This window comes from Streptomyces sp. NPDC058812 (assembly GCF_042744565.1).
GTDB classification, from domain to species: domain Bacteria; phylum Actinomycetota; class Actinomycetes; order Streptomycetales; family Streptomycetaceae; genus Streptomyces; species Streptomyces thinghirensis.
On record NZ_JBHYOB010000029.1, the window covers coordinates 42,598 to 66,675 of the forward strand.

General features: G+C 73.6%; 22 protein-coding genes. 16 read left to right on the forward strand and 6 right to left on the reverse strand.

Annotated features, from left to right (window positions below):
- Positions 1-10: 10 nt before the first annotated feature.
- Complete coding sequence (locus ACFW48_RS35990) at positions 11-736, forward strand: helical backbone metal receptor (protein WP_386322471.1); 726 nt, start codon at positions 11-13, stop codon at positions 734-736.
- On the opposite strand, the gene ACFW48_RS35995 is transcribed toward ACFW48_RS35990, so the two are convergent.
- Positions 663-1,820: a TDT family transporter gene (locus ACFW48_RS35995; RefSeq protein ID WP_386322473.1), complete on the reverse strand. Its 1,158-nt coding sequence runs from the start codon at positions 1,818-1,820 to the stop codon at positions 663-665. The two genes, ACFW48_RS35990 and ACFW48_RS35995, sit on opposite strands and share 74 nt — an antisense overlap.
- A gap of 70 nt (positions 1,821-1,890) precedes the next feature.
- Here ACFW48_RS35995 and ACFW48_RS36000 point away from each other — a divergent pair, with 70 nt between their 5' ends.
- Entirely contained in the window at positions 1,891-2,841 is a 951-nt protein-coding gene (locus tag ACFW48_RS36000) for a LysR family transcriptional regulator (RefSeq protein ID WP_386322475.1), read from the forward strand.
- A gap of 289 nt (positions 2,842-3,130) precedes the next feature.
- Here ACFW48_RS36000 and ACFW48_RS36005 read toward each other — a convergent pair whose 3' ends face one another.
- A complete protein-coding gene (locus tag ACFW48_RS36005) occupies positions 3,131-3,823 on the reverse strand; it encodes a gamma-glutamyl-gamma-aminobutyrate hydrolase family protein (RefSeq protein ID WP_386322477.1) in 693 nt (230 codons plus the stop codon).
- Between the two features lie 93 nt (positions 3,824-3,916).
- Positions 3,917-4,675, reverse strand: coding sequence for a FadR/GntR family transcriptional regulator (locus tag ACFW48_RS36010; protein ID WP_386322479.1), 759 nt, complete (start codon positions 4,673-4,675; stop codon positions 3,917-3,919).
- A 74-nt stretch (positions 4,676-4,749) separates the two neighbouring features.
- On the opposite strand from ACFW48_RS36010, the gene ACFW48_RS36015 reads away from it, so the two are divergent.
- The 4 genes from ACFW48_RS36015 to ACFW48_RS36030 are packed head-to-tail and all read left to right on the forward strand — an operon-like array spanning position 4,750 to position 9,339.
- Positions 4,750-6,114 carry a glutamine synthetase family protein gene (locus tag ACFW48_RS36015; protein WP_386322481.1) on the forward strand — a complete coding sequence of 455 codons (1,365 nt, stop codon included), beginning with the start codon at positions 4,750-4,752 and terminating at the stop codon, positions 6,112-6,114.
- A 17-nt stretch (positions 6,115-6,131) separates the two neighbouring features.
- Positions 6,132-7,514, forward strand: coding sequence for an aldehyde dehydrogenase family protein (locus tag ACFW48_RS36020; RefSeq protein WP_386322505.1), 1,383 nt, complete (start codon positions 6,132-6,134; stop codon positions 7,512-7,514).
- A gap of 6 nt (positions 7,515-7,520) precedes the next feature.
- Positions 7,521-8,303 carry a 3-oxoacyl-ACP reductase gene (locus ACFW48_RS36025; protein WP_386322483.1) on the forward strand — a complete coding sequence of 261 codons (783 nt, stop codon included), beginning with the start codon at positions 7,521-7,523 and terminating at the stop codon, positions 8,301-8,303.
- Between the two features lie 37 nt (positions 8,304-8,340).
- A complete protein-coding gene (locus ACFW48_RS36030; protein WP_386322507.1) occupies positions 8,341-9,339 on the forward strand; it encodes a DUF2510 domain-containing protein in 999 nt (332 codons plus the stop codon).
- Positions 9,340-9,413: 74 nt separating this feature from the next.
- Here the strand turns inward: ACFW48_RS36030 and ACFW48_RS36035 are convergent, their stop codons facing one another.
- Entirely contained in the window at positions 9,414-10,616 is a 1,203-nt protein-coding gene (locus ACFW48_RS36035; protein WP_386322485.1) for an amino acid deaminase/aldolase, read from the reverse strand.
- Between the two features lie 1,202 nt (positions 10,617-11,818).
- On the opposite strand from ACFW48_RS36035, the gene ACFW48_RS36040 reads away from it, so the two are divergent.
- Positions 11,819-12,631 carry a hypothetical protein gene (locus tag ACFW48_RS36040; protein ID WP_386322487.1) on the forward strand — a complete coding sequence of 271 codons (813 nt, stop codon included), beginning with the start codon at positions 11,819-11,821 and terminating at the stop codon, positions 12,629-12,631.
- Complete coding sequence (gene mycP / locus ACFW48_RS36045) at positions 12,628-13,833, forward strand: type VII secretion-associated serine protease mycosin (RefSeq protein WP_386322489.1); 1,206 nt, start codon at positions 12,628-12,630, stop codon at positions 13,831-13,833. Before ACFW48_RS36040 ends, mycP begins: the two co-directional genes overlap by 4 nt.
- Here mycP and ACFW48_RS36050 read toward each other — a convergent pair.
- A complete protein-coding gene (locus tag ACFW48_RS36050) occupies positions 13,818-14,825 on the reverse strand; it encodes a serine hydrolase (RefSeq protein ID WP_386322491.1) in 1,008 nt (335 codons plus the stop codon). The two genes, mycP and ACFW48_RS36050, sit on opposite strands and share 16 nt — an antisense overlap.
- Before the next feature lie 117 nt (positions 14,826-14,942).
- Between ACFW48_RS36050 and ACFW48_RS36055 the strand changes: the two genes are divergently transcribed.
- Positions 14,943-15,686 (forward strand): SseB family protein, encoded by a 744-nt coding sequence (locus tag ACFW48_RS36055; protein WP_386322492.1) that lies wholly within the window; start codon positions 14,943-14,945, stop codon positions 15,684-15,686.
- On the opposite strand, the gene ACFW48_RS36060 is transcribed toward ACFW48_RS36055, so the two are convergent.
- Positions 15,677-16,033: a DUF1844 domain-containing protein gene (locus ACFW48_RS36060; protein ID WP_386322494.1), complete on the reverse strand. Its 357-nt coding sequence runs from the start codon at positions 16,031-16,033 to the stop codon at positions 15,677-15,679. The genes ACFW48_RS36055 and ACFW48_RS36060 overlap by 10 nt on opposite strands.
- Positions 16,034-16,417: 384 nt before the next feature.
- Between ACFW48_RS36060 and infC the strand changes: the two genes are divergently transcribed.
- The 7 genes from infC (at position 16,418) to pheT (ending at position 23,921) form a co-directional block, all read left to right on the forward strand.
- Entirely contained in the window at positions 16,418-17,071 is a 654-nt protein-coding gene (gene infC, locus ACFW48_RS36065) for a translation initiation factor IF-3 (protein ID WP_386322509.1), read from the forward strand.
- 108 nt (positions 17,072-17,179) lie between these two features.
- Positions 17,180-17,374, forward strand: coding sequence for a 50S ribosomal protein L35 (gene rpmI, locus ACFW48_RS36070; protein ID WP_003977225.1), 195 nt, complete (start codon positions 17,180-17,182; stop codon positions 17,372-17,374).
- Positions 17,375-17,471: 97 nt separating this feature from the next.
- The gene (gene rplT, locus ACFW48_RS36075) at positions 17,472-17,855 is read left to right on the forward strand and encodes a 50S ribosomal protein L20 (protein ID WP_003977226.1); all 384 of its coding nucleotides are present in this window, start codon (positions 17,472-17,474) and stop codon (positions 17,853-17,855) included.
- A gap of 182 nt (positions 17,856-18,037) precedes the next feature.
- Complete coding sequence (locus tag ACFW48_RS36080; protein WP_386322496.1) at positions 18,038-18,886, forward strand: TrmH family RNA methyltransferase; 849 nt, start codon at positions 18,038-18,040, stop codon at positions 18,884-18,886.
- Positions 18,887-18,936: 50 nt separating this feature from the next.
- On the forward strand, positions 18,937-20,076 hold the full coding sequence (locus tag ACFW48_RS36085) for an ATP-binding protein (protein ID WP_386322498.1): 1,140 nt from the start codon (positions 18,937-18,939) through the stop codon (positions 20,074-20,076).
- Between the two features lie 183 nt (positions 20,077-20,259).
- Positions 20,260-21,381, forward strand: a complete 1,122-nt coding sequence (pheS, locus tag ACFW48_RS36090) for a phenylalanine--tRNA ligase subunit alpha (protein ID WP_386322500.1) — start codon at positions 20,260-20,262, stop codon at positions 21,379-21,381.
- A complete protein-coding gene (gene pheT, locus ACFW48_RS36095) occupies positions 21,381-23,921 on the forward strand; it encodes a phenylalanine--tRNA ligase subunit beta (RefSeq protein WP_386322502.1) in 2,541 nt (846 codons plus the stop codon). The genes pheS and pheT overlap by 1 nt, the downstream gene beginning before the upstream one ends.
- Positions 23,922-24,078: the final 157 nt, after the last annotated feature.

Sequence of the window (24,078 nt, forward strand, 5' to 3'; positions counted from 1 at the left end):
GGACGCGCCGGTGAGGGTGGTCTCCCTGGTGCCGTCGCTGACCGAGGCGGTGGCCCGCACGGTTCCCGGCACCCTCGTGGGGGCCACCGACTGGTGCACCCACCCGGCCGGCCTCGACGTCGCACGCGTCGGCGGCACGAAGAACCCGGACACCGAGCGGATCGTCGCCCTCGCCCCCGACCTGGTGGTCGCCAACGAGGAGGAGAACCGCGCCCCGGACCTGGACGCCCTGCGCGCGGCGGGCGTCGAGGTGCTGGTGACCGACGTGCGCACGGTGCCGCAGGCATTCACCGAGCTAGACCGGGTACTGACCGCCTGCGGCGCGCCGTCCCGGCCCCGGTGGCTGGCCGCCGCGGAGTCGGCCTGGTCGGCCCTGCCGTCCCCGTCCCCCGAGCGGCGCCGTACGGCCGTGGTACCGATCTGGCGCAGGCCATGGATGGTGCTGGGGCGCGACACCTTCGCGGGCGACGTACTCGCCCGCCTCGGCGTCGACCACCTGTACGCCGGGCACGCCGAGCGCTACCCGAAGGTTCCGGTCGACGAACTGCGGGCGGCCCGCCCGGAGATCGTGGTCCTGCCGGACGAGCCGTACCGCTTCACCGCCGCCGACGGCCCGGAGGCCTTCCCGGGCCTGCCCTGTGCCCTCGTCGACGGGCGGTACCTCACGTGGTACGGGCCGTCGCTGGCCGAGGCGCCCCGGGCGCTGGGCGCGGCCCTGCGAGCAGCGCGCCGCTGACCACGCCGCGCGCGGTGTGCACGGCGGCGACGGCCCAGGCGGCGACGAGGACGGCGTACAGGACGACGGTGAGCCCCTCGTAGACGACGAGCCCCGTGTGCCGGGCCAGCGCCTCCGCCCCGGTGACACAGGTGCCCACCGGGAAGGTGAACGACCACCACGTCATCGAGAAGCCCATGCCCTCCCGGCGGGCCCGCACGACGTGCGCGGCGGCGAGACACAGCCACATCAGCGCGAAGCCCATCACCGGCACGCCGTACAGGACGGCGAGCACCCCGAAGCCCTCGGCGTACGGCCCCGGAACGACTCCCGGGGCCACGTCCGCGAACTTGCCCACGGCGGTGGTCGACTGCCCGAGTGGTCCCAGCACCAGGAACAGCGACGGGGTGAGCGCGAGCGGCAGCGGGCCGCCGGTGAGCAGCCGGCCGAAGATCACCGGCAGTGTCACCAGCGTCGCGAGCAGACTCACCCCGAACATCGCGACACAGGCGAGCAGCAGCGTCTGGCGGGGCTGTCCCGGCGGGAGGTGCGGGACCAGCAGCGGTCCGACGGCCGCGGACACCATCGGCGCGACGAGCGGCAGCAGCCACACCGGGCTGGCCTGCCCAGGCTCTATCCGGTGACGTACGGCCATCAGGTACGGCACGGCCACCGCCGCCGCGAGCCCGATGACCGTACCGGCGGTGAACAGCACGGTGTCCAGGGCGACCGCGGCGGAGGTGCCGATCCAGTCCCGCCCGACGGTCAGGGCGCCGCCGCCCACGGCCAGCAGAGCCATCGCCAGACAGCCGTAGAAGGGAGCCGCCGCCGGGTCGAGCAGATGGGCGCGGGCCTGGTCGCGGTGGTGGATCCAGTGCAGGGACCGGGCCACCAGCAGGACCGCCAGCAGGACGAGGGACAGTGCCCAGACCGTGGTGCAGACGGCGCGCAGTCCTGGCGCGTGCCAGGGGAGCGCGGCTCCCGCGGTACCGACGATGGCGGTGCCCATGACGCAGGCGTACCAGTTGGGCCCGAGGTGCCGAACGGCCGGGACACGCCGGTTCGGGGTGGCGGAAGGGGACAGGGGCTGGGCTGCGGTGACCATGCGTCCACGGTCTCGGTGGCCAAAGTCCCTGACCAGGGACCATGTCTCTATGAGGGCATAAGCTGGGGTTATGAGCAGCGGTACGGGCGGTACGGAGGGCGGGCAGGAGACACCGAGGCGGCACGCGGCGGGCTCGCTGGCGCACCGGGTGCCGGATCTCGGGGCGATGGAGCTGCTGCTGGCGGTGGCGCGTCTGGGCAGCCTCGGCGGGGCGGCGCGCGAGCTGGGCATCACACAGCCGGCCGCCAGCAGCCGCATCCGCTCGATGGAACGTCAGCTGGGTGTCGCCCTGGTGGACCGTTCGCCGCGAGGTTCCCGGCTCACCGACGCCGGCGCGCTGGTCACGGACTGGGCGCGCCGCATCGTGGAGGCGGCCGAGGCGTTCGACGCGGGTGCGCAGGCGCTGCGGGACCGGCGGGACTCACGGCTGCGGGTGGCGGCCAGCATGACGATCGCCGAGTACCTGCTGCCGGGCTGGCTGGTCGCGCTGCGCACCCAGTTGCCGGACACGGCGGTGTCGCTGCTCGCCGGGAACTCGACGGCGGTCGCGGAGCGCCTGCTGGCCGGTGAGGCCGACCTGGGTTTCGTGGAGGGGGTGAGCGTCCCGGCGGGCCTCGACTCGGCCGTCATCGCCCATGACCGGCTGATCGTCGTGACCGCACCGGGCCACCCCTGGGCCCGACGCCGGCGCCCGCTCGAGGGGGCGGAACTGGCGGCGACCCCGCTGATCCTGCGGGAGAAGGGCTCGGGTACCCGGCAGGTCCTGGACGCGGCCCTGGGCGGCCTGGCCCGCCCCCTGATCGAGCTGTCGTCGACCACCGCGGTGAAGGCGGCGGCCGTGAGCGGCGCCGGCCCGTCCGTCCTCAGCGAACTCGCCGTCGGCGAGGAACTCACCACCCGGCGCCTGGTGAGCGTGCCCGTGGCGGACGTCGCCCTGGCCCGCGACCTACGAGCGGTATGGCCCACGGGCCACCGCCCGACGGGCCCGGCCCGGCAACTGCTGTCGCTGACACGGGCGTAGGCCTGGCGGCGGGGTGCGGGGTGCGGGGCGGCGGGCCCGTCCTAGGGGTGGGCCTCCGCCGGGCCCGGCACGCTCGGTGCGGGACGGCGCAGGCGGGCACGCCCTGGGCCGACCCGGCACGCCCACGTACGCGACCACTCGGCGGGCATGCCCTGCGCCCCACCGAGCCCGTCCAAGTCGAGCCCGTCCAAAGCCACTCCCCAGTCCCAGTCCCAGTCCCAGTCCCAGCCCCAGCTCCTGGCCCCTGCCCCCGGCGTCGTCCACGCCCCGTCGTCCCCGGAGCGGCGGGTCAGACCGGCCCCGACGCCTCCACCAGCGCCCGCATCACCCGTACGTCCTCGCCCATCTCCGGGTGCCACTGCACGCCGAGGACCCAGCCAGGTCCGGACGGCAGCTCCAGGGCCTCCACGGTGCCGTCCGCCGCGTGGGCCGACGCGGTGAGGCCCGCGCCGATCCGGTCCACCGCCTGGTGGTGGTACGTCGGCACGAACGTCTCCTCGGGTACGACGGAGGCGTACAGCGTCCCCGGCACCGGCTTGACCGGGTGCCCGCCGAACACGCCCACCACCTCGGCGTGGCCCTCGATGTGCTGGACGAGGGTTCCGCCGAGGGCGACGTTGAGCAGCTGCATGCCCCGGCAGACGCCCAGCAGCGGGACGCGCGCGGCCAGGGCCGCCTCGATGAGCGCCAGCTCCCAGGTGTCCCGGGCCCGGGCGGGTGGGCCGGTGCGCGGGCCGGGTTCGGCGCCGTAGCGGACCGGCTCCACGTCCGGGCCCCCCGCGATGACCAGCCCGTCGAGGCGGGCGACGGTGGCCGCGGCGTGCTCCGGCGCGTCCGGCGGAAGCATCGCGGCCAGTCCGCCCGCCCGCTGCACGAGCCGCGGATACCCGGCAGGCAACAGCGCCGCCTCCAGCTCCCACACACCCCAGCGCGCCCCGGACTCCAGGTACGTGCTGACGCCGATCAGCGGCCTGCCCGCCATCCGACCTCCAGACAATGGATCGTCCTCATACCTTTGCCGGGGAACGCCCCCACGGCAAGACGCCCCCACGGCGAGACGCCCCACGGGAGACGCTCACGCCAGGAACCCGCGCAGCAGCGCCGCCGTCCCCGCACAGTGCTGCCGCGTGATCTCCCGCGCCCCGTCCGCGTCCCCGTCGAGCACGGCCTCCACGAGGGCGGTGTGCTGGCGCTGGGAGTGTTCCAGGTTGCGCACCAGCAGCGGGATGCAGTCCAGCAGGTCGTTCAGGGTGGACCGGACGGCCGCGTACTGCGCGGCCAGGGCCGGGGAGCCGCACAGTTCGGCGAGGGTGAGGTGCAGCATCGTGTCCAGCCGCCGGTACTCCGCCAGCGGCGCGTCCCGCGTGCCGGCCAGCGCCTCGCGCAGCCGCGCCGCCCGCGCGTCCGTCAGCCCGTGCGCCGCACACAGCCCGGCCGCGCCCACCTCCAGCACCTCCCGGAAGCGCAGCACGTCCTCGATGTCGATCCCGGCGACCCGGCGCCGCAGCTCGTCCTCGCCGCCCGCGTCCGCCCGCGGCAGCACGAACGTTCCGCCGTACCGGCCGCGCCGGGCCTCCACCAGCCCCTGGTCCTGGAGCACTCTCAGCACCTCGCGCAGCGTCACCCGGCTGATCCCCAGCCGCTCCGCCAGCTCCCGCTCGGCCGGCAGTCGCTCGCCCCCCGACACCAGACCCAGCCTGACGATCTGGAGGATCTGCTCCAGCGCCTCCTCGAAGCCGTTGCCGGCCCGCACCGCCCGCAGCACCGGTGCGAGCCGGTCCGTCACGCTCCCGCCGGACCCCTCCGTCACGCTCCCGCCGGTTTCCTCCGGCATGCGGCCGCGCCCCCTTCCCAAGCAAAGGTTCCCGGCAATACCTTATGGCTCCCGGCCAGAAGGAGGCTCTCCCCGTGGCAGACCGCACACCCCCGCTCGGGGTCGAGGAACTGCACGCCCTCGTCGCCGCCGGTGACATCGACACCGTCGTCCTGGCCTTCCCCGACATGCAGGGCCGCCTCCAGGGCAAGCGGTTCGCCGCCCGCTTCTTCCTCGACGAGGTGCTCCGGCACGGCACCGAGGGCTGCAACTACCTCCTCGCCGTCGACGCCGACATGAACACCGTCGACGGCTACGCGATGTCCTCCTGGGACCGCGGCTACGGCGACTTCGCCATGCACGCCGACATGGCCACCCTGCGCCGCCTGCCGTGGAACGAGGGCACCGCGATGGTCGTCGCCGACCTCGCCTGGGAGGACGGCTCCCCGGTGCCCGCCGCGCCCCGCCAGATCCTGCGCCGCCAACTGGAGCGCCTCGCCGGGCACGGCTGGACCGCGCAGGCCGGCACCGAGCTGGAGTTCATCGTCTTCCGGGACACCTACGAACAGGCCTGGGACGCGGACTACCGCGGCCTGACCCCGGCCAACCAGTACAACATCGACTACTCCGTGCTCGGCACCGGCCGCATCGAGCCCCTGCTGCGCCGCATCCGCAACGAGATGGCCGGCGCCGGCCTCACCGTCGAGTCCGCCAAGGGCGAGTGCAACCCCGGCCAGCACGAGATCGTCTTCCGCTACGACGAGGCCCTGGTCACCTGTGACCAGCACGCGGTCTACAAGACCGGCGCCAAGGAGATCGCGGCCCAGGAGGGCATGTCCCTCACCTTCATGGCCAAGTACAACGAGCGCGAGGGCAACTCCTGCCACATCCACCTCTCCCTCACCGACGCCGACGGCAACAGCGCCATGGCCGGCGAGGGGGAGGGCGGCATGTCCGAGGTCATGCGGCACTTCCTCGCCGGACAGCTGGTGGCGCTGCGCGAGTTCTCCCTCCTCTACGCCCCCCACATCAACTCCTACAAGCGGTTCCAGCCGGGCTCCTTCGCCCCGACCGCCGTCGCCTGGGGCCACGACAACCGCACCTGCGCCCTGCGCGTCGTCGGCCACGGCCGCTCGCTCCGCTTCGAGAACCGGCTCCCCGGCGGCGACGTCAACCCGTACCTCGCGGTGGCGGGCATGGTGGCGGCCGGCCTGTACGGCGTCGAGCAGCGACTTGAGCTGCCCCAGCCGTGCCCGGGCAACGCCTACTCCGCCGGCTTCGAACGAGTCCCGACCACCCTGCGCGAGGCCGCCGAGCTGTGGGAGAACAGCACCCTCGCCAAGGCCGCCTTCGGGGACGAGGTCGTCGCCCACTACCGCAACATGGCGCGCGTCGAACTGGACGCCTACGACGCCGCCGTCACGGACTGGGAGCTGCGCCGCTCCTTCGAACGTATGTGAGGCACCCGTTGTCCGACCTGCCCGACCTGCTACGTGTGCTGAACCCCGCCACCGAAGAGGTCCTCGCCACCGTCCCCGCCGCCTCCGCGGCCGACGTCGACGCCGCCGTCGTACGGGCCGCGCGGGCGCAGACGGCCTGGGCCGCCCTCGCCCCCGGCGACCGCGCCCGACTGCTGCGCCGCTTCGCCACCGCGGTCGACGAGCACCTGGAGGAGCTGGCCCGGCTGGAGGTCCGGGAGGCCGGGCACACCATCGGCAACGCCCGCTGGGAGGCCGGCAACGTCCGCGACCTGCTCGACTACGCCGCCGGGGGAGTGGAGCGGCTCACCGGACGGCAGATCCCGGTCACCGGCGGCCTGGACGTGACGATCCTCGAACCGCTCGGCGTCGTCGGCGTCATCGCGCCCTGGAACTTCCCGATGCCGATCGCCGCCTGGGGCACCGCGCCGGCGTTGGCGGCGGGCAACGCCGTCCTCCTCAAGCCCGCCGAGACGACCCCGCTGACCGCGCTGCGCCTGGCCGAACTCGCCCTGGCGGCCGGGCTCCCCGAGGGCCTGTTCCAGGTGCTGCCCGGTCGCGGGCCGGTCGCGGGCGACGCGCTCGTCGAGCATCCGGGCGTGGCGAAGGTCGTCTTCACCGGGTCGACGGCCGTGGGCCGGCAGGTGGCGGCCAAGGGCGCGCGGCTCCTCAAGCCCGTCACCCTCGAACTGGGCGGCAAGAGCCCCAACATCGTCTTCGCCGACGCGGACGTCGAGGCAGCCGCGGCCGCCACGCCCATGTCCTTCCTCGACAACTCCGGCCAGGACTGCTGCGCCCGCACCCGCATCCTCGTCCAGCGCACGGTGTACGACCGCTTCCTCGCCCTCCTCGCCCCCGCGATCGAGTCCGTCCTCGTCGGCGACCCGGCCGACGAGCGCACCGACATGGGCCCGCTGATCTCCCGGGCCCAGCTGGACCGCGTCCGCTCCTACGTCCCCGCCGACGCCGACGGCATCCGCGGCACGGCCCCCGAGGGCGGCCCCGGCTTCTGGTTCCCGCCCACCGTCCTCACCGGTGTCGGCGCGCACGCGCGCGTGACCGTCGAGGAGGTCTTCGGTCCCGTCGCCGTCGTCCTGCCCTTCGAGGACGAGGCCGACGCGATCCGCCTGGCCAACGCCACCGACTACGGACTGTCCGGGTCGGTGTGGACCCGGGACGTCGGCCGCGCCCTGCGCGTGTCGAGCGCGGTCCGCGCCGGGAACCTGTCCGTCAACTCCCACTCCAGCGTCCGTTACTGGACGCCGTTCGGCGGGTTCAAGCAGTCCGGCCTCGGCCGTGAACTCGGCCCGGACGCGCTGACCGCCTTCACCGAGACCAAGAACGTCTTCATCAGCAACGTCTCGCCGAGCACGGAGGCCTAGCCACTCATGACCGAGGACATCATCTGCCGCCGTCTGGTCGGCCGTACCGCCGTCGTCACCGGGGCGGGCAGCGGCATCGGCCTCGCCGCGTCCCGTCGGCTCGCCTCCGAGGGCGCGCACGTCGTCTGCGGCGACGTGGACGAGACCCGGGGCAAGGCGGCGGCCGAGGAGATCGGCGGCACCTTCGTCAAGGTCGACGTCACCGACCCCGAACAGGTCGAGGCGTTGTTCAGGACGGCGTACGACACCCACGGCAGCGTGGACGTCGCGTTCAACAACGCCGGTATCTCGCCACCCGACGACGACTCCATCCTCGAGACGGGGCTGGAGGCGTGGAAGCGCGTACAGGAGGTCAACCTCACCTCCGTCTACCTGTGCTGCAAGGCCGCCATCCCCTACATGCGGCGCCAGGGCAGGGGGTCCATCATCAACACCGCGTCCTTCGTGGCCCGGATGGGCGCGGCGACCTCGCAGATCTCGTACACGGCCTCCAAGGGCGGCGTCCTCGCGATGTCCCGTGAACTCGGCGTGCAGTTCGCCCGGGAGGGCATCCGGGTCAACGCCCTCTGCCCCGGCCCGGTCAACACCCCGCTCCTCCAGGAGCTGTTCGCCACGGACCCGGAGCGGGCCGCGCGCCGCCTCGTTCACATCCCGCTGGGGCGGTTCGCCGAGGCCGAGGAGATCGCCGCGGCCGTCGCATTCCTGGCCAGCGACGACTCCTCCTTCGTGAACGCCACCGACTTCCTGGTGGACGGCGGGATTTCCGGGGCGTACGTCACACCGCTGTAGATCGCCCCGGGCAGCGTCCTACAGTGCCGGAATGAGCATGACGCCGCCACCCGGCTGGTATCGCGATCCGTCGGCCCCCCACCAGGAACGCTGGTGGGACGGCACGGCCTGGACGGAGCACCGTCGCGCACCCGAGACCACCGGGTTCGGCGCGCCCCCGCCCTCGCAGCAGCAGCCGATGCAATACCCGCCCATGCAACACCAGCCCATGCAACACCCGCCGATGCAACACCCGCAGCCGGTGCACCAGCGGCAGCCCAGGCCCGGGCGCGGAAAGGCCGTCGCCCTCACCACCGCGGCGGCCGTGCTGGTCGCGGCGATCGTCACCGGCGTGTTCGTCCTCGGCGAGGACGGCGGCGGCCCCGCGGCGCAGACCCCGCCGGCCACCGAGACGTCCACCGTCCCGGAACCCACGAGTGCGGCCCCGACCCCCTCGCCGACGTCCTCCGAACCCTCCGCCGACGACCCGGCCGTGGTCGAGGACCAGCTCAACGGCATCACCTTCCCGCTCCCGACCGGCTGGGTGCTGCCCAAGTACGTCACCGAGGACGACGTCATGATGACCACGGACGGCACCTACGACTGCCCCGGCGACGGCGGCGTGTGCCGGCACGGCCTCGTCATCTCCCGCACCGTCACCGCGAACGCCGAGTCCTCCCCGAAGGCCCTCGCCCAGCAGGACATCGAGGACGCGGCCGACGACGCCTACGACCGCGACCTGATCGGCAACAAGCCCTTCGGCGGCATCGAGTCCCACGAGGAGGTGGCCTCCGGGCAGGTCGCGGTCGCCGGACGCGCCGGGTACTACGTGCGCTGGCGGGTGAAGACGGCCAAGGGTCCCGGCGGCTACGTGCAGTCGCTGGTCTTCCCCTCCACCGTCGGCACCGAGTCCCCGATCCTCGTCCGCTACGTCTTCGACGTCGGCGAGGACGGGCCACCGCTCGACGACATGGACCGGATCACCAAGGGCATCCGCCCCGTCGGCGACGCGGACACGGGCGGCGGCGTGGGCAGCGGCATCGGCCCGTCGAGCTGACCGTAAGGGGCTACGGGCTCTGGGGCTGAGAGGCTGAGGGGCAATACGTGCTACGGGGCTACGGGGCTACGGGGCTACAGGAACGTGTGTCCCTCGCCCCGGTACGTCGGCACCGTCGCCGTCACCGCGTCCCTCTCCACCAGGTGCAGCGCGTCGAACCGCTCGCACAGCTCCCCGGCCTTGGCGTGCCGGAACCACACCTTGTCGCCGATGAGGAGGTCGTCGGCGGGCGAGCCGAGCAGCGGCGTCTGCACCTCGCCGGCGCCCTCCTGGGGGTCGAAGCGCAGGCCCTCGGGCAGGTACGGCACCGGCAGCCGGTCGGCGCCGGGCGCACCGGAGGCCGGATAGCCGCCGCCGAGGACGGCCACGGCCCCGACCCCCGGCCGCCGTACGACGGGCTGGGCGAACAGCGCCGCCGGACGGCCCCGGAACGACGTGTAGTTGTCGAACAGCCGCGGCACGTACAGCCCGGACCCGGCGGCGATCTCCGTGACCGCGTCCTCCGCGGCGGTGTGCTGCACGCTGCCCGTGCCGCCGCCGTTGACGAACTCCAGGCCGGGCACCACGGCCCGCACCGCCCGCACGACCGCGGCGCGCCGCTCGGCGAGTTCCCGGCGGGCGGCGGCCTGCATCAGCCGTACCGCACGCGACCGCAGCGGCCGGCCGGCCACCGCGTCCCCGACCCCGGCGACATGACCCTCGTACGCCATGAGCCCCACGACCTCGAACCCCGGCCGGCGGGCCACCGCGCGGGCCAGGTCGGCGACCTGGGCGGGGGAGTGCAGCGGGGAGCGCCGGGCCCCGACCCGCACCCGTCCGCCGAGCAGCTTCAGCGAGGTGTCCAACTCCAGGCAGACCCGCACGACTTCACGGCCGCCTTCGCGCGCGGCGTCGATGAGGTTCAGCTGCGCCGGGTCGTCGATCATCACGGTCACGGCGGAGGCCAGCTTGGGGTCGGCGGTCAGCTCGGCGTACCGGGCGCGGTCCGCCGACGGATAGCCGAGGAGGACGTCCTCGAAACCGGAGCGCGCCAGCCACAGTGACTCGGCCAGCGTGAACGACATGACGCCCGCGAAACCGTCCCTCGCCAGGGCGCGTTCGAGCAGCGCACGGCAGCGTACGGACTTGCTGGCGACCCGGACCGGCTTGCCGCCCGCCCGGCGGACCAGGTCGTCCGCGTTGGCGTCGAAAGCCTCCAGGTCCACGATCGCCACGGGGGCGTCCAGATGGGCGGTGGCCCGGTCGAAACGGGCCCGGTCGGCGGCGCGCGCAGTCATGTACGCAGCCTGCCAGACAGGATTACCGCAGGGTAGGGGGACGTTCCGGGCCAATGCCACGGGCGCGCGGACTGGTTCCCCGCCGGGCGGGGTCACGCCGTAGAGTGACGCCCACGCACGGCGGAACGGCCCGGGCGGCAGGGCCCGAGGCCCGCGCGCCGGGATGGCGGTCCACCCGTGCGGGTATGCGTGCCCGGGGACGGATCGGTCCGCGCCGGGCCGGGGCGGGAGACCACATCACCGGCCCGCGTCGAGCAACGGCCCGGGCCCGAGGAAGAGGAAGCGGGGGGCGCATGAGCACGGAAGCACGCCGCGCCTCCGTTCCCCCGCGCCCCGAAACCCAGCCCCACCCGGGCACGCCGCCTCACCGGGACACTCCGCCCCGCCCCGGCACGCCGCCTCCCCCGGAGGCCCCGCCTCGTCCCGGCACCCCGCCCCGCCCGGCACAGGCGCCGGCCGCGCGCGGCAGCGACGTGAACCGCCCGCACACCGCCTCCCACCGGGGCACCGACGCGACCACGGCACCGGAGGGCGGCAGCGCCCCGGGGCGGCGTACGGCGGCGGGGGGAGGCCGGGGGGACGGAACCGCCTCCTCGGGCGACGGCCGGGACTTCGGCCCGTCCACGCCGGGCAGGGACGGCGGCCGCGAGGTCTCCGGCCCCGATGGTGGCGCCCGGCCCCGCTACCCGCGCTTCCGGCTCGCCGATTCCCGAGGCACCGACCCCGGGGCCCCGCCACCTCGCGCCTCCGCCCGCTTCCCCGACGTCCCGCCGAACGTCGGCCGCGAGACCCCGGGCGGGAGCGGGGCACCGGAGACGCCGTCCCGCCGGCCCGCCGCTCCCGCGGAGACCCCGACGGAGACGACCACACGCCTGCGGCCGATCCCGGCAGAACCGGCACCGGAGTCGGCACCGGCACCCGCTCCGGCACCGGCACCCGCTCCGGCATCGGCACCCGCTCCGGCATCGGCACCCGCTCCGGCACCGGCACCCGCTCCGGCACCGGAAGTCCGAGCGGAACCCGAAGTCCGAATGGAACCGGAAGCCCGAGCGGTATCCGAGGCCCGAGCGGAACCGCATCCGCGACCACGACCGGTACCCACCCCGCTGCCCGACCCGACGGCCCTGTCCCCGAGTGTCGCCGGCCCCGACCCGGCCTCCTCCTGGAGCACGCCGGCGGCGTCCGGCGGCGGGCGGCCGCGGGTGTCGTTCGGGGAGCCCGAGGGCTACGACGAACTTGCCCGGCCACGTCCGCTCGGCGGGCGGCTGCGGCCCCAGGCCGTCGCCGCAGCCGTCTGTCTCGTGCTCGGGATGGGACTGGTCACCGGTGCCGTCACCGGCAGTTGGCTGGCCGGGGACTCCGGGGACGGTGGCGCCCGCGGCGCGTTCGCCGAGGCCGGGGAGCTGTGGCACAGCGTGCCGGTCGACCAGCTGTTCCCGGCCACCGTGCGGGGGCAGGGCGCGGGCCCCGGCGGCGCCGACCGCACCTGGACGCGGGTCGCCGTCGCCCCGGACAGCGACTGCGAGGGCGCCTTCGACCCGCTGCTGACCAAGGTCCTCGACCCGATCGGCTGCCGGCGCCTGCTGCGTGCCACCTACACCGACGCGACCCAGAGCTACGTCACCACCGTCGGCCTGCTCTTCGCCAAGGCCGACGCCGCCGCCATGACCTCGCTTGCGGGCCGGTTCGAGAAGGAGGGGCTGGGCCGCCGGGAGGACCTCATGCCGCTGCCGTACGCCGCGAAGGACACCGTCGCCGCGGGCTTCGGCGCGCGGCAGCGGGCCTCGTGGACCGTCTCCGTCCTCACCGACGCCCCCGTCGTCGTCTACGCCGTGTCCGGCTGGGCCGACGCCCGCACCGTCGACGAGCCGGAGCCCGCCGAGGAGGCCATGGAGTCCGATGCCACGTCGGCCCCCGCCCAGGCCGGCCTCAGCCACGAGGCGCAGGGCCTCGCCGACCGCGTCGAACGCGCCCTGCGCAAGAACGTCGGCCCGACCACGGAGCACCCGTCGTGAACCCCGCCGGCACCGTCCCGAACCCCGCCGGGACCCGGGCCCGCAGGACAGGCGCCCTGAGCCTCCTCCTCGCCGCCGCCCTCGTCCTCGTCCCGGCGCCGGCCGCGCACGCCGACGGCATCCGCGCCCAGCAGTGGGCCCTGGACGCCATGCACACCCAGGAGGCGTGGCGGACCGCCAAGGGCGCCGGTGTCACCGTCGCCGTCCTGGACACCGGCGTCGAGGCCGACCACCCCGACCTGGCCGGCAACGTCCTCACCGGCAAGGACCTGGTCGGCTTCGGCGCGAGCGAGGGCGACCGCGCCTGGGCCCGGCACGGCACCGCCATGGCCGGGATCATCGCCGGGCACGGCCACGGAGCCGGCAACGCCGACGGCGTCATGGGCATCGCCCCGGAGGCGAAGATCCTGCCCCTGCGCGTGATCCTGGAGGACGGCGACCCGTCCCGCGCCAAGGCCCGCAAGACCCGCGGCAACGCCCTCGCCGAGGGCATCCGCTGGGCCGCCGACCACGGCGCCGACATCATCAACCTCTCCCTCGGCGACGACTCGGCCTCCGCCCACCCCGAACCCGCCGAGGACGAGGCCATCCAGTACGCCCTGAAGAAGGGCGTGGTCGTCGTCGCCTCGGCCGGCAACGGCGGCGAGAAGGGCGACCACATCTCCTACCCGGCCGCCTACCCGGGCGTCATCGCCGCGACCGCCGTCGACCGCTACGGCACCCGCGCCTCCTTCTCCACCCGCCGCTGGTACGCCACGGTCAGCGCCCCCGGCGTCGACGTGATCATCGCCGACCCCGACCACCGGTACTACGAGGGCTGGGGCACCAGCGCCGCCTCCGCCTTCGTCTCCGGCGCCGCCGCCCTCGTGAAGTCGGCCCACCCGGACCTCACCCCGGCCCAGGTCAAGTCCCTGCTGGAGGACACGGCCCGCAACGCCCCCGCCGAGGGCCGGGACGACTCCCGCGGCTACGGCTTCGTCGACCCCGCCGCCGCCATCGAGGCGGCCGGACGGCTGAAGCCGGAAGGGCTGAAGTCGGCGGCGTACGGCGAGAAGTACTTCGGCTCCGGCCCCGACGCCCCGGCCTCCGACGACGACACCTCGGCCTGGGCCGCCCCCCTGGCCGGCAGCGCGGGCGGCGTCATGATCGTCGCGGCCGTCGTCCTGTGGCGGGGCCGCCGCGAACGCTACGACGACTTCTGACCACCGGCGGCGCCCACGGCCCCCGCGAACACGGACACCGCCGCTTTCGCCGCCGCCTCGGTCAGCGCGATCCCCTCCGCCTGCGTCGCGCTGCCCCGCGACACCACCGCCACCAGGCGGTCGTGACCACCCGACGTGACCCGCCCGATGCTGTTGACCACCCAGAGCCCGGTGGTGCTGCGCCGCAGCCAGCCGTTCTTCAGCGCCCACCCCGAGCCGTCGCCGCCCGAGCCGTCGCCACCCGCGCCACCGTCGGCCGCCGCCGACACGCCCCACCGCTGCCCGTCGGCGATCCGGCCCATCAGCTCCCGTACATACGCCCGTGACGCCTCGCTCAGCTCCGAGCCGTCCGCCACGAACACCTGCCGCAGCAGCGCGACCTGGTCGGCGGCCGTGGTCCGGGTCAGCCCCCACAGCGGGCCGTCGCCGCCGTCGGTCCCCGTCAGACCGAGGCGCTCGTTCGCGGCGTCGAGCCCGTCCGCCGTCCCGATCGCCCGCCACAGCGCCGACGCCGAGTCGTTGTCACTGTGCTCGATCATGGCGACGGCGTACGACTGCTCGGCCGCGGTCAGCGCTCGCCCCGCGTCCTGTGCCTGGAGCAGCAGCGCCGCGAGTATGTCGACCTTGACGATGCTCGCCGTCTCGAAGACACCCGTGCCGTACGAGGCGCTCTCACCGGAGTCCGCGTCGAGCACCGCCACCGACACCTCGGCGCCCTCCGCGACGGCCACCGGCGCCATGGCCGCGGCCAGCAGCGCGTCCCGGTCCACGACCGGCTCGACCGTCTCCACCGATGCCTCCCCGCCCGCGGGTGCCGAGGCCGATGACGATACGGTGCCGCCCGCACCGGGGCGCGCGTGGCCGTGCCCCTGCCAGTACAGCGCCCCGGTGGCCGCTGCGCCCACGACGGCGAACGCGATCAGGGCGGCACCCACCGACGGCGCGCGCCGTCGCCGGGTTCTTCGTGCCCGCCGGGCTCTGTTGGACTCCATGCCCGTGATGCTTCAGGCGGTGGCTGTGCGGTCCGTGGGGCGGACGTTAAATCCCGGTCAGAGATTCCTGAGAGGCCGGTGAGGAGTACCGTCCACCCCCCGATAGGGTCGGGAACCGTGGCGAACAAGAACATCCCCGACTCCGGCTACTCCGACGACGACGGCTCCGCCGACCCCCGGCTGAGCGCCGCGCTCGCCGCCTGGGCGGAGGACCGCACCGCCCTGGCACCCGTGCTGGAGGCGCTCAAGGGCGCCCGGCTGCTGGTGCCCGTCGTGGCCGTACTCGGTGAAGTGGAGGAGGACGGGAACGGGCTGCGCCGCGAGAAGACCAGCGACATGGCAGTACCGACGCTCAAGGCCGGCGGTCGCACCGCCCTGCCCGCGTTCACGTCCACGGACTCGCTGGCCCGCTGGGACCCCGGGGCCCGCCCCGTCGCCGTACCGGTGCACCAGGCGCTGCAGGCCGCCGCGCACGAGAAGGCGGACACGGTCGTACTGGACCTCGCCGGGCCGGTGCCGTTCGAGCTGACCGGAGCGGCGCTGCTGGCGCTGGCCGAGGGTCGTACGACGACCGACCCGCTCGCCGATCCCGCCGTGGCCGAGGCCGTCCGCGCCGCCGTGGCCGCCGAGCCCGCCGTGCTCCGGGCGCACCTCGGGCCGGGCCGGGCCGACGGCACCCTGGCGCTGCTCCTGGACCCCGACGCCGACCCGGCGAAGGCCGCCCGCGCCGTCGCCGAGCGCCTCGCCGCCGACGAAACACTGAGGGCCCGCCTGGTGCGGGGCCTCGACCTGGCACTGCTGCCGGCCGGGGCCACGCCACCGGGCGAGCCCTTGTACGTGAGGGAACAGGGTCAGCTGTAGATCGGCCCCGTGTACTTCTCGCCCGGTCCCTGGCCGGGCTCGTCCGGGACGAGCGAGGCCTCGCGGAAGGCCAGCTGGAGCGACTTCAGGCCGTCGCGCAGCGGGGCCGCGTGGAACGAGCTGATCTCGGTCGCGGTCGCGTCGAGCAGACCGGCCAGCGCGTGCACCAGTTTGCGTGCCTCGTCCAGGTCCTTGTGGGCCTCGCCCTCCTCGGTCAGTCCCAGCTTCACGGCGGCGGCGCTCATCAGGTTGACGGCGACCGTCACGATCACCTCGACCGCGGGAACCTCGGCGATGTCGCGGGTCATGGCGTCGAAGTCGGGCGTCTCAGGAGGGGTGTCACTCATGCCGCACACGATAGGCGCAGGGCGGTGGGCGGCCCCACTCGGTCTCGGTTAGCCCTTCCCCCGCCGAGCTGCTAACCTTGTGTAACGACCGGTCGGACACGCACGCCCCACGGCGGCGGGCCCGGCCCACAAGTGGAGGCTTCGAACTCCCACCTGGCCGTCCCACGGACGGCGGGTCACCGGTCAGGCGGTCCCGTCCCAGCGGCGGAGACCGGCCCGAAATCGCGCCCCGCGACCATTGCGACGGTGCTCCGGTAGTAGTTCGAGGAGCCCCGCTGTGATCGTCCGGGGCATTTTTGTTGCGCCGGCGCGGTTAGGTCTATCGAACACAGACGTTACGCGGCTGTCCGCCAGACCGTCGCGTGGTGCTACCGAGGAGGATCCATCAGCGCCGAGCCCCGCATCAACGACCGGATTCGCGTTCCCGAGGTGCGACTTGTCGGTCCCAGCGGCGAGCAGGTCGGGATTGTCCCGCTTGCCAAGGCCCTGGAGCTTGCGCAGGAGTACGACCTCGATCTCGTCGAGGTCGCGGCGAACGCCCGTCCGCCCGTGTGCAAGCTCATGGACTACGGGAAGTTCAAGTACGAGTCGGCCATGAAGGCACGTGAGGCGCGCAAGAACCAGGCGCACACGGTCATCAAGGAGATGAAGCTCCGGCCGAAGATCGACCCGCACGACTATGACACCAAGAAGGGTCACGTCGTTCGGTTCCTCAAGCAGGGCGACAAGGTCAAGATCACGATCATGTTCCGTGGTCGCGAGCAGTCCCGGCCGGAGCTCGGCTACCGACTGCTGCAGCGTCTCGCGGAGGACGTGGCCGACCTCGGGTTCGTGGAGTCGAACCCGAAGCAGGACGGCCGAAACATGATCATGGTTCTCGGTCCGCACAAGAAGAAGACCGAGGCGATGGCCGAGGCTCGCCAGGCGCAGGAAGCCCGCAAGGCGGACGCGAAGGCCAACCCCGGCAAGTCGCAGAACGCCGCGGAGGCCGACGACGTGGACGCCGAGGCTCAGGCCGAGGCACCCGCCGAGGCGTGACCCCGGGGGACGCCAGTCCCCAGGACGTAACCGATACAAGCGACGCTCTACCGTGCCCGGTTTCACGACCGGGCATCGGAGCGCCACCGACGAGGAGAGAACGGCGCTATGCCGAAGAACAAGTCGCACAGCGGTGCCAGCAAGCGCTTCAAGATCACCGGCTCCGGCAAGGTGCTCCGTGAGCGCGCCGGCAAGCGCCACCTGCTCGAGCACAAGTCGTCCCGTGTGACGCGTCGCCTCACCGGCAACGCCGAGATGGCCCCGGGCGACGCCGCGAAGATCAAGAAGCTTCTCGGCAAGTGACGTACGGGCGCCACTGAGCGTCGTACGGCAGGACCGGGACCCAATCGATACCGGGCCGCGTGAGGACCACCGCGGCCCCGCTACAAGGAGTTAACAAGTGGCACGCGTCAAGCGGGCAGTCAACGCCCACAAGAAGCGCCGGGCGATCCTCGAGCAGGCTTCCGGCTACCGCGGTCAGCGTTCGCGCCTGTACCGCAAGGCCAAGGAGCAGGTCACCCACTCGCTGGTCTACAACTACAACGACCGCAAGAAGCGCAAGGGTGACTTCCGCCAGCTGTGGATCCAGCGCATCAACGCCGCTGCCCGCGCCAACGGCATCACGTACAACCGCTTCATCCAGGGCCTGAAGGCCGCCAACGTCGAGGTCGACCGCAAGATCCTCGCCGAGCTGGCCGTCAACGACCCGAACGCGTTCGCCGCGCTCGTCGAGGTCGCCCAGAAGGCGCTGCCGAGCGACGTCAACGCGCCGAAGGCCGCGTGACGCTGCGCTGGCTTTGAGCCGACGTGACCGGACCCGCAGGTGTGAAGCCTGCGGGTCCTGTTGTTGCCGTCTGCCACTCTCCTTTTCGGGTGCGGGTTCGTGGTGGCTGGTCGCGCAGTTCCCCGCGCCCCAGACGGGGCGCTGCACAGCCCGCGTTGATATTTGTGAAGGTGAAGAAGAGCATGCGCCCCGCCACTCCCGAGCTGATCTCCCCCCGTTCCCCCCGTGTCGCCGCCGCGCGGCGGCTGGCGAAGCGGAACTTCCGGGGCAAGGAGCGGCTGTTCCTGGCCGAGGGGCCGCAGGCCGTGCGGGAGGCCGCGGGGTACGGGGACACGCTCGTCGAGGTGTTCGCCACCGTCGAGGCCGCCGAGCGCTACGCCGACATCATCGGCGCGGCCCGTGACGCCGGTGCCCGGGTCCACCTCGCCGCCGAGCAGGTGATCGAGGACATCTCCACCACCGTCACCCCGCAGGGCCTGGTCGGGGTGTGCCGGTTCCTGGACACCCCGTTCGACGAGATCCTCGCCGCCCGCCCGGGGCTCGTCGCCGTCCTCGCCCACGTCCGGGACCCCGGCAACGCCGGGACCGTGCTGCGCTGCGCCGACGCCGCCGGCGCCGAGGCCGTCGTGCTCACCGACGCCTCCGTCGACCTGTACAACCCCAAGGCCGTACGCGCGTCCGTCGGCTCCCTCTTCCACCTCCCCGTCGCCGTCGGCGTCCCCGTCGAACGGGCCGTCGCGGGTCTCAGGGACACCGGGGTCCGCGTCCTCGCCGCCGACGGCGCGGGCGAGCACGACCTCGACGCCGAACTGGACGCCGGCACCATGGGCGGCCCCACCGCCTGGGTGTTCGGCAACGAGGCCTGGGGGCTCCCGGAGGAGACCCGCGCCCTCGCCGACGCCGTCCTGCGCGTCCCGATCCACGGGAAGGCCGAGAGTCTGAACCTCGCGACCGCCGCCGCCGTATGTCTCTACGCGTCGGCGCGTGCACAGCGCGCCGCCGGAGGGTGCCGCTCCGTCACCGAGAGCTAGTAGGGTGACCAGCTCAAGGCCCCTGCGCGGTTGAGAGGTGGGGTACGGGGATGAGCGTCGGCACGAGCAGCGCACCGGGTGCACGGGAGGCGCCGCGTCCGCCCGCGCCCCGCACACCCGGCGATCTCGCCGACCTCGGCATCGATCCGGACCAGCTGCCCGACGGCCTCGTCGTCGCGGACGAGCGGGGCCGGGTCATCTGTTTCAACGCGGCCGCCGCCCGCATCAGCGCCGTCCCCGCCGCCGAGGCCCTCGGCGAGCAGCTGGAGAAGGCGCTTCCCCTGGAGGACCTCGAGGGCAGGCGCTGGTGGCAGCTGACCGACCCCTACGGCGGGCTCGCCATCCGCGTCCGCCAGCCCGAGCGGAACCTCCTGCTCCCCGGCGGACGGGAAGTCCTCGTCTCCGCCCGCTACGTCCGCACCCGGCCCACCGGGCCCCTCCACCGCGTCGTCGTCACCCTGCGCGACACCGAGGCCCGCCGCCGCACCGAGCGCAGCCACGCCGAGCTGATCGCCACCGTCGCCCACGAACTGCGCTCCCCGCTCACCTCCGTCAAGGGCTTCACGGCCACGCTGCTGGCCAAGTGGGAGCGGTTCACCGACGACCAGAAGCGGCTGATGCTGGAGACCGTCGACGCCGACGCCGACCGGGTCACCCGGCTCATCGCCGAGCTGCTGGACATCTCCCGCATCGACTCCGGCCGACTGGAGGTCCGCCGCCAGCCCGTCGACATCGGGGCCGCCGTCGGCCGCCACATCCAGGCGTACGTCGCCGCCGGCCAGGAGGCCGACCGCTTCCTGCTCCGCCTCGCCCAGCCGCTGCCCGACCTGTGGGCCGACCCCGACAAGATCGACCAGGTGCTCAGCAACCTCATCGAAAATGCCGTGCGGCACGGCGAGGGAACCGTCACCATTGACATCACGCCCACGGCGTCCCCTCGCGAAGGGGAGGACACCGGCACGTCGGTCACGGTGAGCGACGAAGGGGCCGGCATCCCGGAGGAGTCCATGAACCGCGTCTTCACCCGCTTCTGGCGGGGCAGCAAGCGCGGCGGCACCGGCCTCGGGCTGTACATCGTCAAGGGCATCGTCGAAGCCCACGGCGGCACCATCACCGTCGGCCGCGCCCCCGGTGGCGGCGCCGAGTTCCGATTTACGTTGCCCGTGGCGGCCCCGGCCTACCTGGCCTGAGCACCGCGGGCGCATTCGCCTTCCTCCGCCCCGTTAGACTCGGCCTTTGGCACCTTTGTGTCCCGCAGGCGGAGACGCTCAGACGGAGACGATCCGTCACGGAGATGCTGCGTCCACACAGACGCTTCGTCCACGAGCCGGTGACGGGGACCATCAGCCAGCCAATCGGAAGCACGGGAAGAGATGTCGGCACCGAATAAGTCGTACGACCCTGTCGAGGTCGAGGCGTTGAAACCGGAAGAGATCGAGCGCATGCGGGACGAGGCGCTCGCCGCCTTCGCCGCAGCGAGCTCCCTCGACGCGCTCCAGGAGGCCAAGGTCGCCCACACCGGCGGCACCTCGCCGCTGGCGCTGGCCAACCGCGAGATCGGCGCCCTGCCCCCGCAGGCCAAGGCCGAGGCCGGCAAGCGCGTCGGCATGGCCCGCGGCGCCGTGAACAAGGCGCTGGCGGCCCGCCAGGAGGAGCTGGAGGCCGAGCGCGACGCGCGCGTTCTGGTCGAGGAGGCCGTGGACGTCACGCTGCCCTACGACCGCGTACCGGCCGGCGCCCGCCACCCGCTCACCACGCTCTCCGAGCGCATCGAGGACGTCTTCGTGGCCATGGGCTACGAGGTCGCCGAGGGCCCCGAGGCCGAGGCCGAGTGGTTCAACTTCGACGCCCTGAACATCGGCCCGGACCACCCGGCCCGCGGCGAGGCGGACACGTTCTTCGTCCAGGGCCCGGGCGGCGGCACCGAGTCCGGCGTCGTGCTGCGCACCCACACCTCGCCCGTGCAGATCCGCTCCGCGCTCGACCGCGAGCTGCCGGTCTACGTGATCTGCCCCGGCCGTGTGTACCGCACCGACGAGCTGGACGCCACGCACACCCCCGTCTTCCACCAGGTCGAGCTGCTCGCGATCGACGAGGGCCTGACCATGGCGGACCTCAAGGGCACCCTGGACCACATGGTCCAGTCGCTGTTCGGTGCGGAGATGAAGACCCGGCTGCGGCCCAACTTCTTCCCCTTCACCGAGCCGTCCGCCGAGATGGACATGCTCTGCTACGTCTGCAAGGGCGCGTCCGTCGGCAACCCCGACCGGCCCTGCCGCACCTGCTCCAGCGAGGGCTGGATCGAGCTGGGCGGCTGCGGCATGGTCAACCCGCGGGTGCTCACCGCCTGCGGCGTCGACCCGGAGAAGTACAGCGGCTTCGCCTTCGGGTTCGGCATCGAGCGGATGCTGATGTTCCGCCACAACGTCGAGGACATGCGAGACATGGTCGAGGGTGACGTGCGCTTCACCCGGCCGTTCGGGATGGAGATCTGATGCGGGTCCCGCTTTCTTGGCTGCGGGAGTACGTCGACCTGCCGGCCACGCAGACCGGCCGCGACGTCCAGGCCAAGCTCATTTCGGCCGGACTCGAGGTCGAGACCGTCGAGCACCTCGGTGCCGACCTCAAGGGCCCCCTCGTCGTCGGCCAGGTGCTGACCATCGAGGAGCTGGAGGGCTTCAAGAAGCCGATCCGCTTCTGCACCGTCGACGTCGGCCAGGCCAACGGCACCGGTGAGCCCCAGGAGATCGTCTGCGGCGCCCGGAACTTCGCCGTCGGCGACAAGGTCGTCGTGGTCCTCCCCGGCGCCACCCTGCCGGGCGGCTTCTCGATCTCCGCCCGCAAGACCTACGGCAAGACGTCCCACGGCATGATCTGCTCCGGCGACGAGCTGGGCATGGGCGACTGGGGGTCCCCCCGGACGGAGTCTGGGGGAGGCTCGCACGGCATCATCGTGCTGCCGCCGGAGACCGAGGTCGGCAAGGACGCCATCGAGCTGCTCGAACTGGTCGACGAGGTGCTGGACATCGCGGTGACCGCCAACCGCGGCGACTGCCTGTCCATCCGCGGCGTCGCCCGCGAGGCCGCCATCGCCTACGGCCTGCCGCTGCGCGACCCGGCCCTGCTCGACGTGCCCGGCCCGAACGCCTACGGCTACCCGGTGAAGATCGCCGACCCCACCGGCTGCGACCGCTTCACCGCCCGCACGGTGACCGGCCTCAGCTCCGAGGCCCGCTCCCCGATCTGGCTCCAGCGGCGACTGCAGAAGGTCGGCATGCGCCCGGTCTCGCTCGCCGTCGACGTCGCGAACTACGTGATGATGGAGCTGGGCCAGCCGCTGCACACCTACGACCGTTCCCTGATCCAGGGCACCATCGGCGTGCGCCGGGCCGGGGAGGGCGAGAAGATCGTCACCCTCGACGGCGTCGAGCGGAAGCTGCACGCCGAGGACCTGGTCATCACCGACGACCGCGGCCCGATCGGGCTCGCCGGCGTCATGGGCGGCGCCAACACGGAGATCGCCGACCACGACGACGCCGAGAACGCGACGAGTGACGTGGTCATCGAGGCCGCCCACTTCGACCAGGTGGCCATCGCGCGCACCGCCCGCCGCCACAAGCTGTCCTCCGAGGCCTCCCGCCGCTTCGAGCGCGGCGTCGACCCGCAGGCCGCGGCGGCCGCCGCCCAGCGGACCGTCGACCTGCTCGTGCTGCTCGCGGGCGGCACCGCCGAGGCCGGTGTCACCGAGATCAGCGCCCCGTCCGCGCCGCACACCATCAGGGTGCCCGCCGACCACCCGGACAAGGTCGCGGGTGTCGAGTACGGCCGCGAGACCGTCGTACGCCGCCTCCAGGAGGTCGGCTGCGACGTGTACGGACAGGACGAGCTGATCGTCACCGTGCCGTCCTGGCGGCCCGACCTCACCGACCCCAACGACCTGGCCGAAGAGGTCATCCGCCTGGAGGGCTACGAGAACCTGCCCTCCACGCTGCCCAGGCCCCCGGCGGGCCGCGGCCTGACCTCCCGGCAGCGGCTGCACCGCCGGGTCGGCCGGGTGCTGGCCGGGGCCGGTTACGTCGAGGCACCGAACTACCCGTTCGTCAGCGAGCAGGTCTTCGACCAGCTCGGGCTGGACGCCGACGACCCGGCCCGCCGCGTCGTCAAGCTGGTCAACCCGCTCAGCGACGAGGAGCCCGCGCTGCGGACCTCGCTGCTGCCGGGCCTGCTGGGCGCCCTGCGCCGCAACGACGGCCGGGGCTCGCACGACCTGGCCCTCTTCGAGACCGGCCTGGTCTTCCACCCGCGTGCCGAGCAGAAGGCCGCCGCCAACCTGCCCGTCGACCGGCGCCCCGGCGAGGACGACCTCGCCGCGCTGGACGCCGCGCTGCCCGACCAGCCGCGGCACGTCGCCGTCGTCCTGACCGGCGCCCGCGAGCAGGCCGGCTGGTGGGGCAAGGGCCGTCCGGCGGACTGGGCCGACGCCATCGAGGCCGCCCGGTCCGTCGCCCGCGAGGCCGGCGCCGAACTGGGCTCCCGCAAGGGCCAGTACGGTCCGTGGCACCCGGGCCGCTGCGCCGAGCTGACCATCACGGTGGACGGCGAGGACCGGGTGATCGGACACGCCGGTGAGCTGCACCCGCGCGTCCTGAAGACGCTGGGCCTGCCCGCGCGCTCCTGCGCGATGGAGCTGGACCTCGATGCCGTGGCGCGGGTCGGCGACGACACCCCGCAGGCGCCGGGCATCTCCACGTTCCCGGTCGCCACGCAGGACGTCGCGCTGGTCGTCGACGAGTTCGTCCCGGCGGCGGAGGTCGAGGCCGCGCTGCGTGAGGGCGCGGGTGAACTGCTGGAGTCCATCCGGCTGTTCGACGTCTACGACAGCGCGGAGCAGCTGGGCGAGGGGCGCAAGTCCCTGGCGTACGCGCTGCGCTTCCGTGCGGGGGACCGGACACTGACGGTCGACGAGGCGTCGGCGGCCCGCGATGCGGCGGTCGCCCTTGCGGGCGATCGTGTTGGAGCAGTGCTCCGGAGCTGACGGTTCGCCCAAGGGGCGGGGGCTTCCGCCGATTGGCGGCTGCGGGTTCGTTGTGGCTGGTCGCGCGGGTTTGCCCCCCCCCGCAGGGGGGGGGGGGACCCGGGCCCCCCCCCCACACCCCCGGCGCCCACCCCCCCCGCGACCCCCACCCACCCCG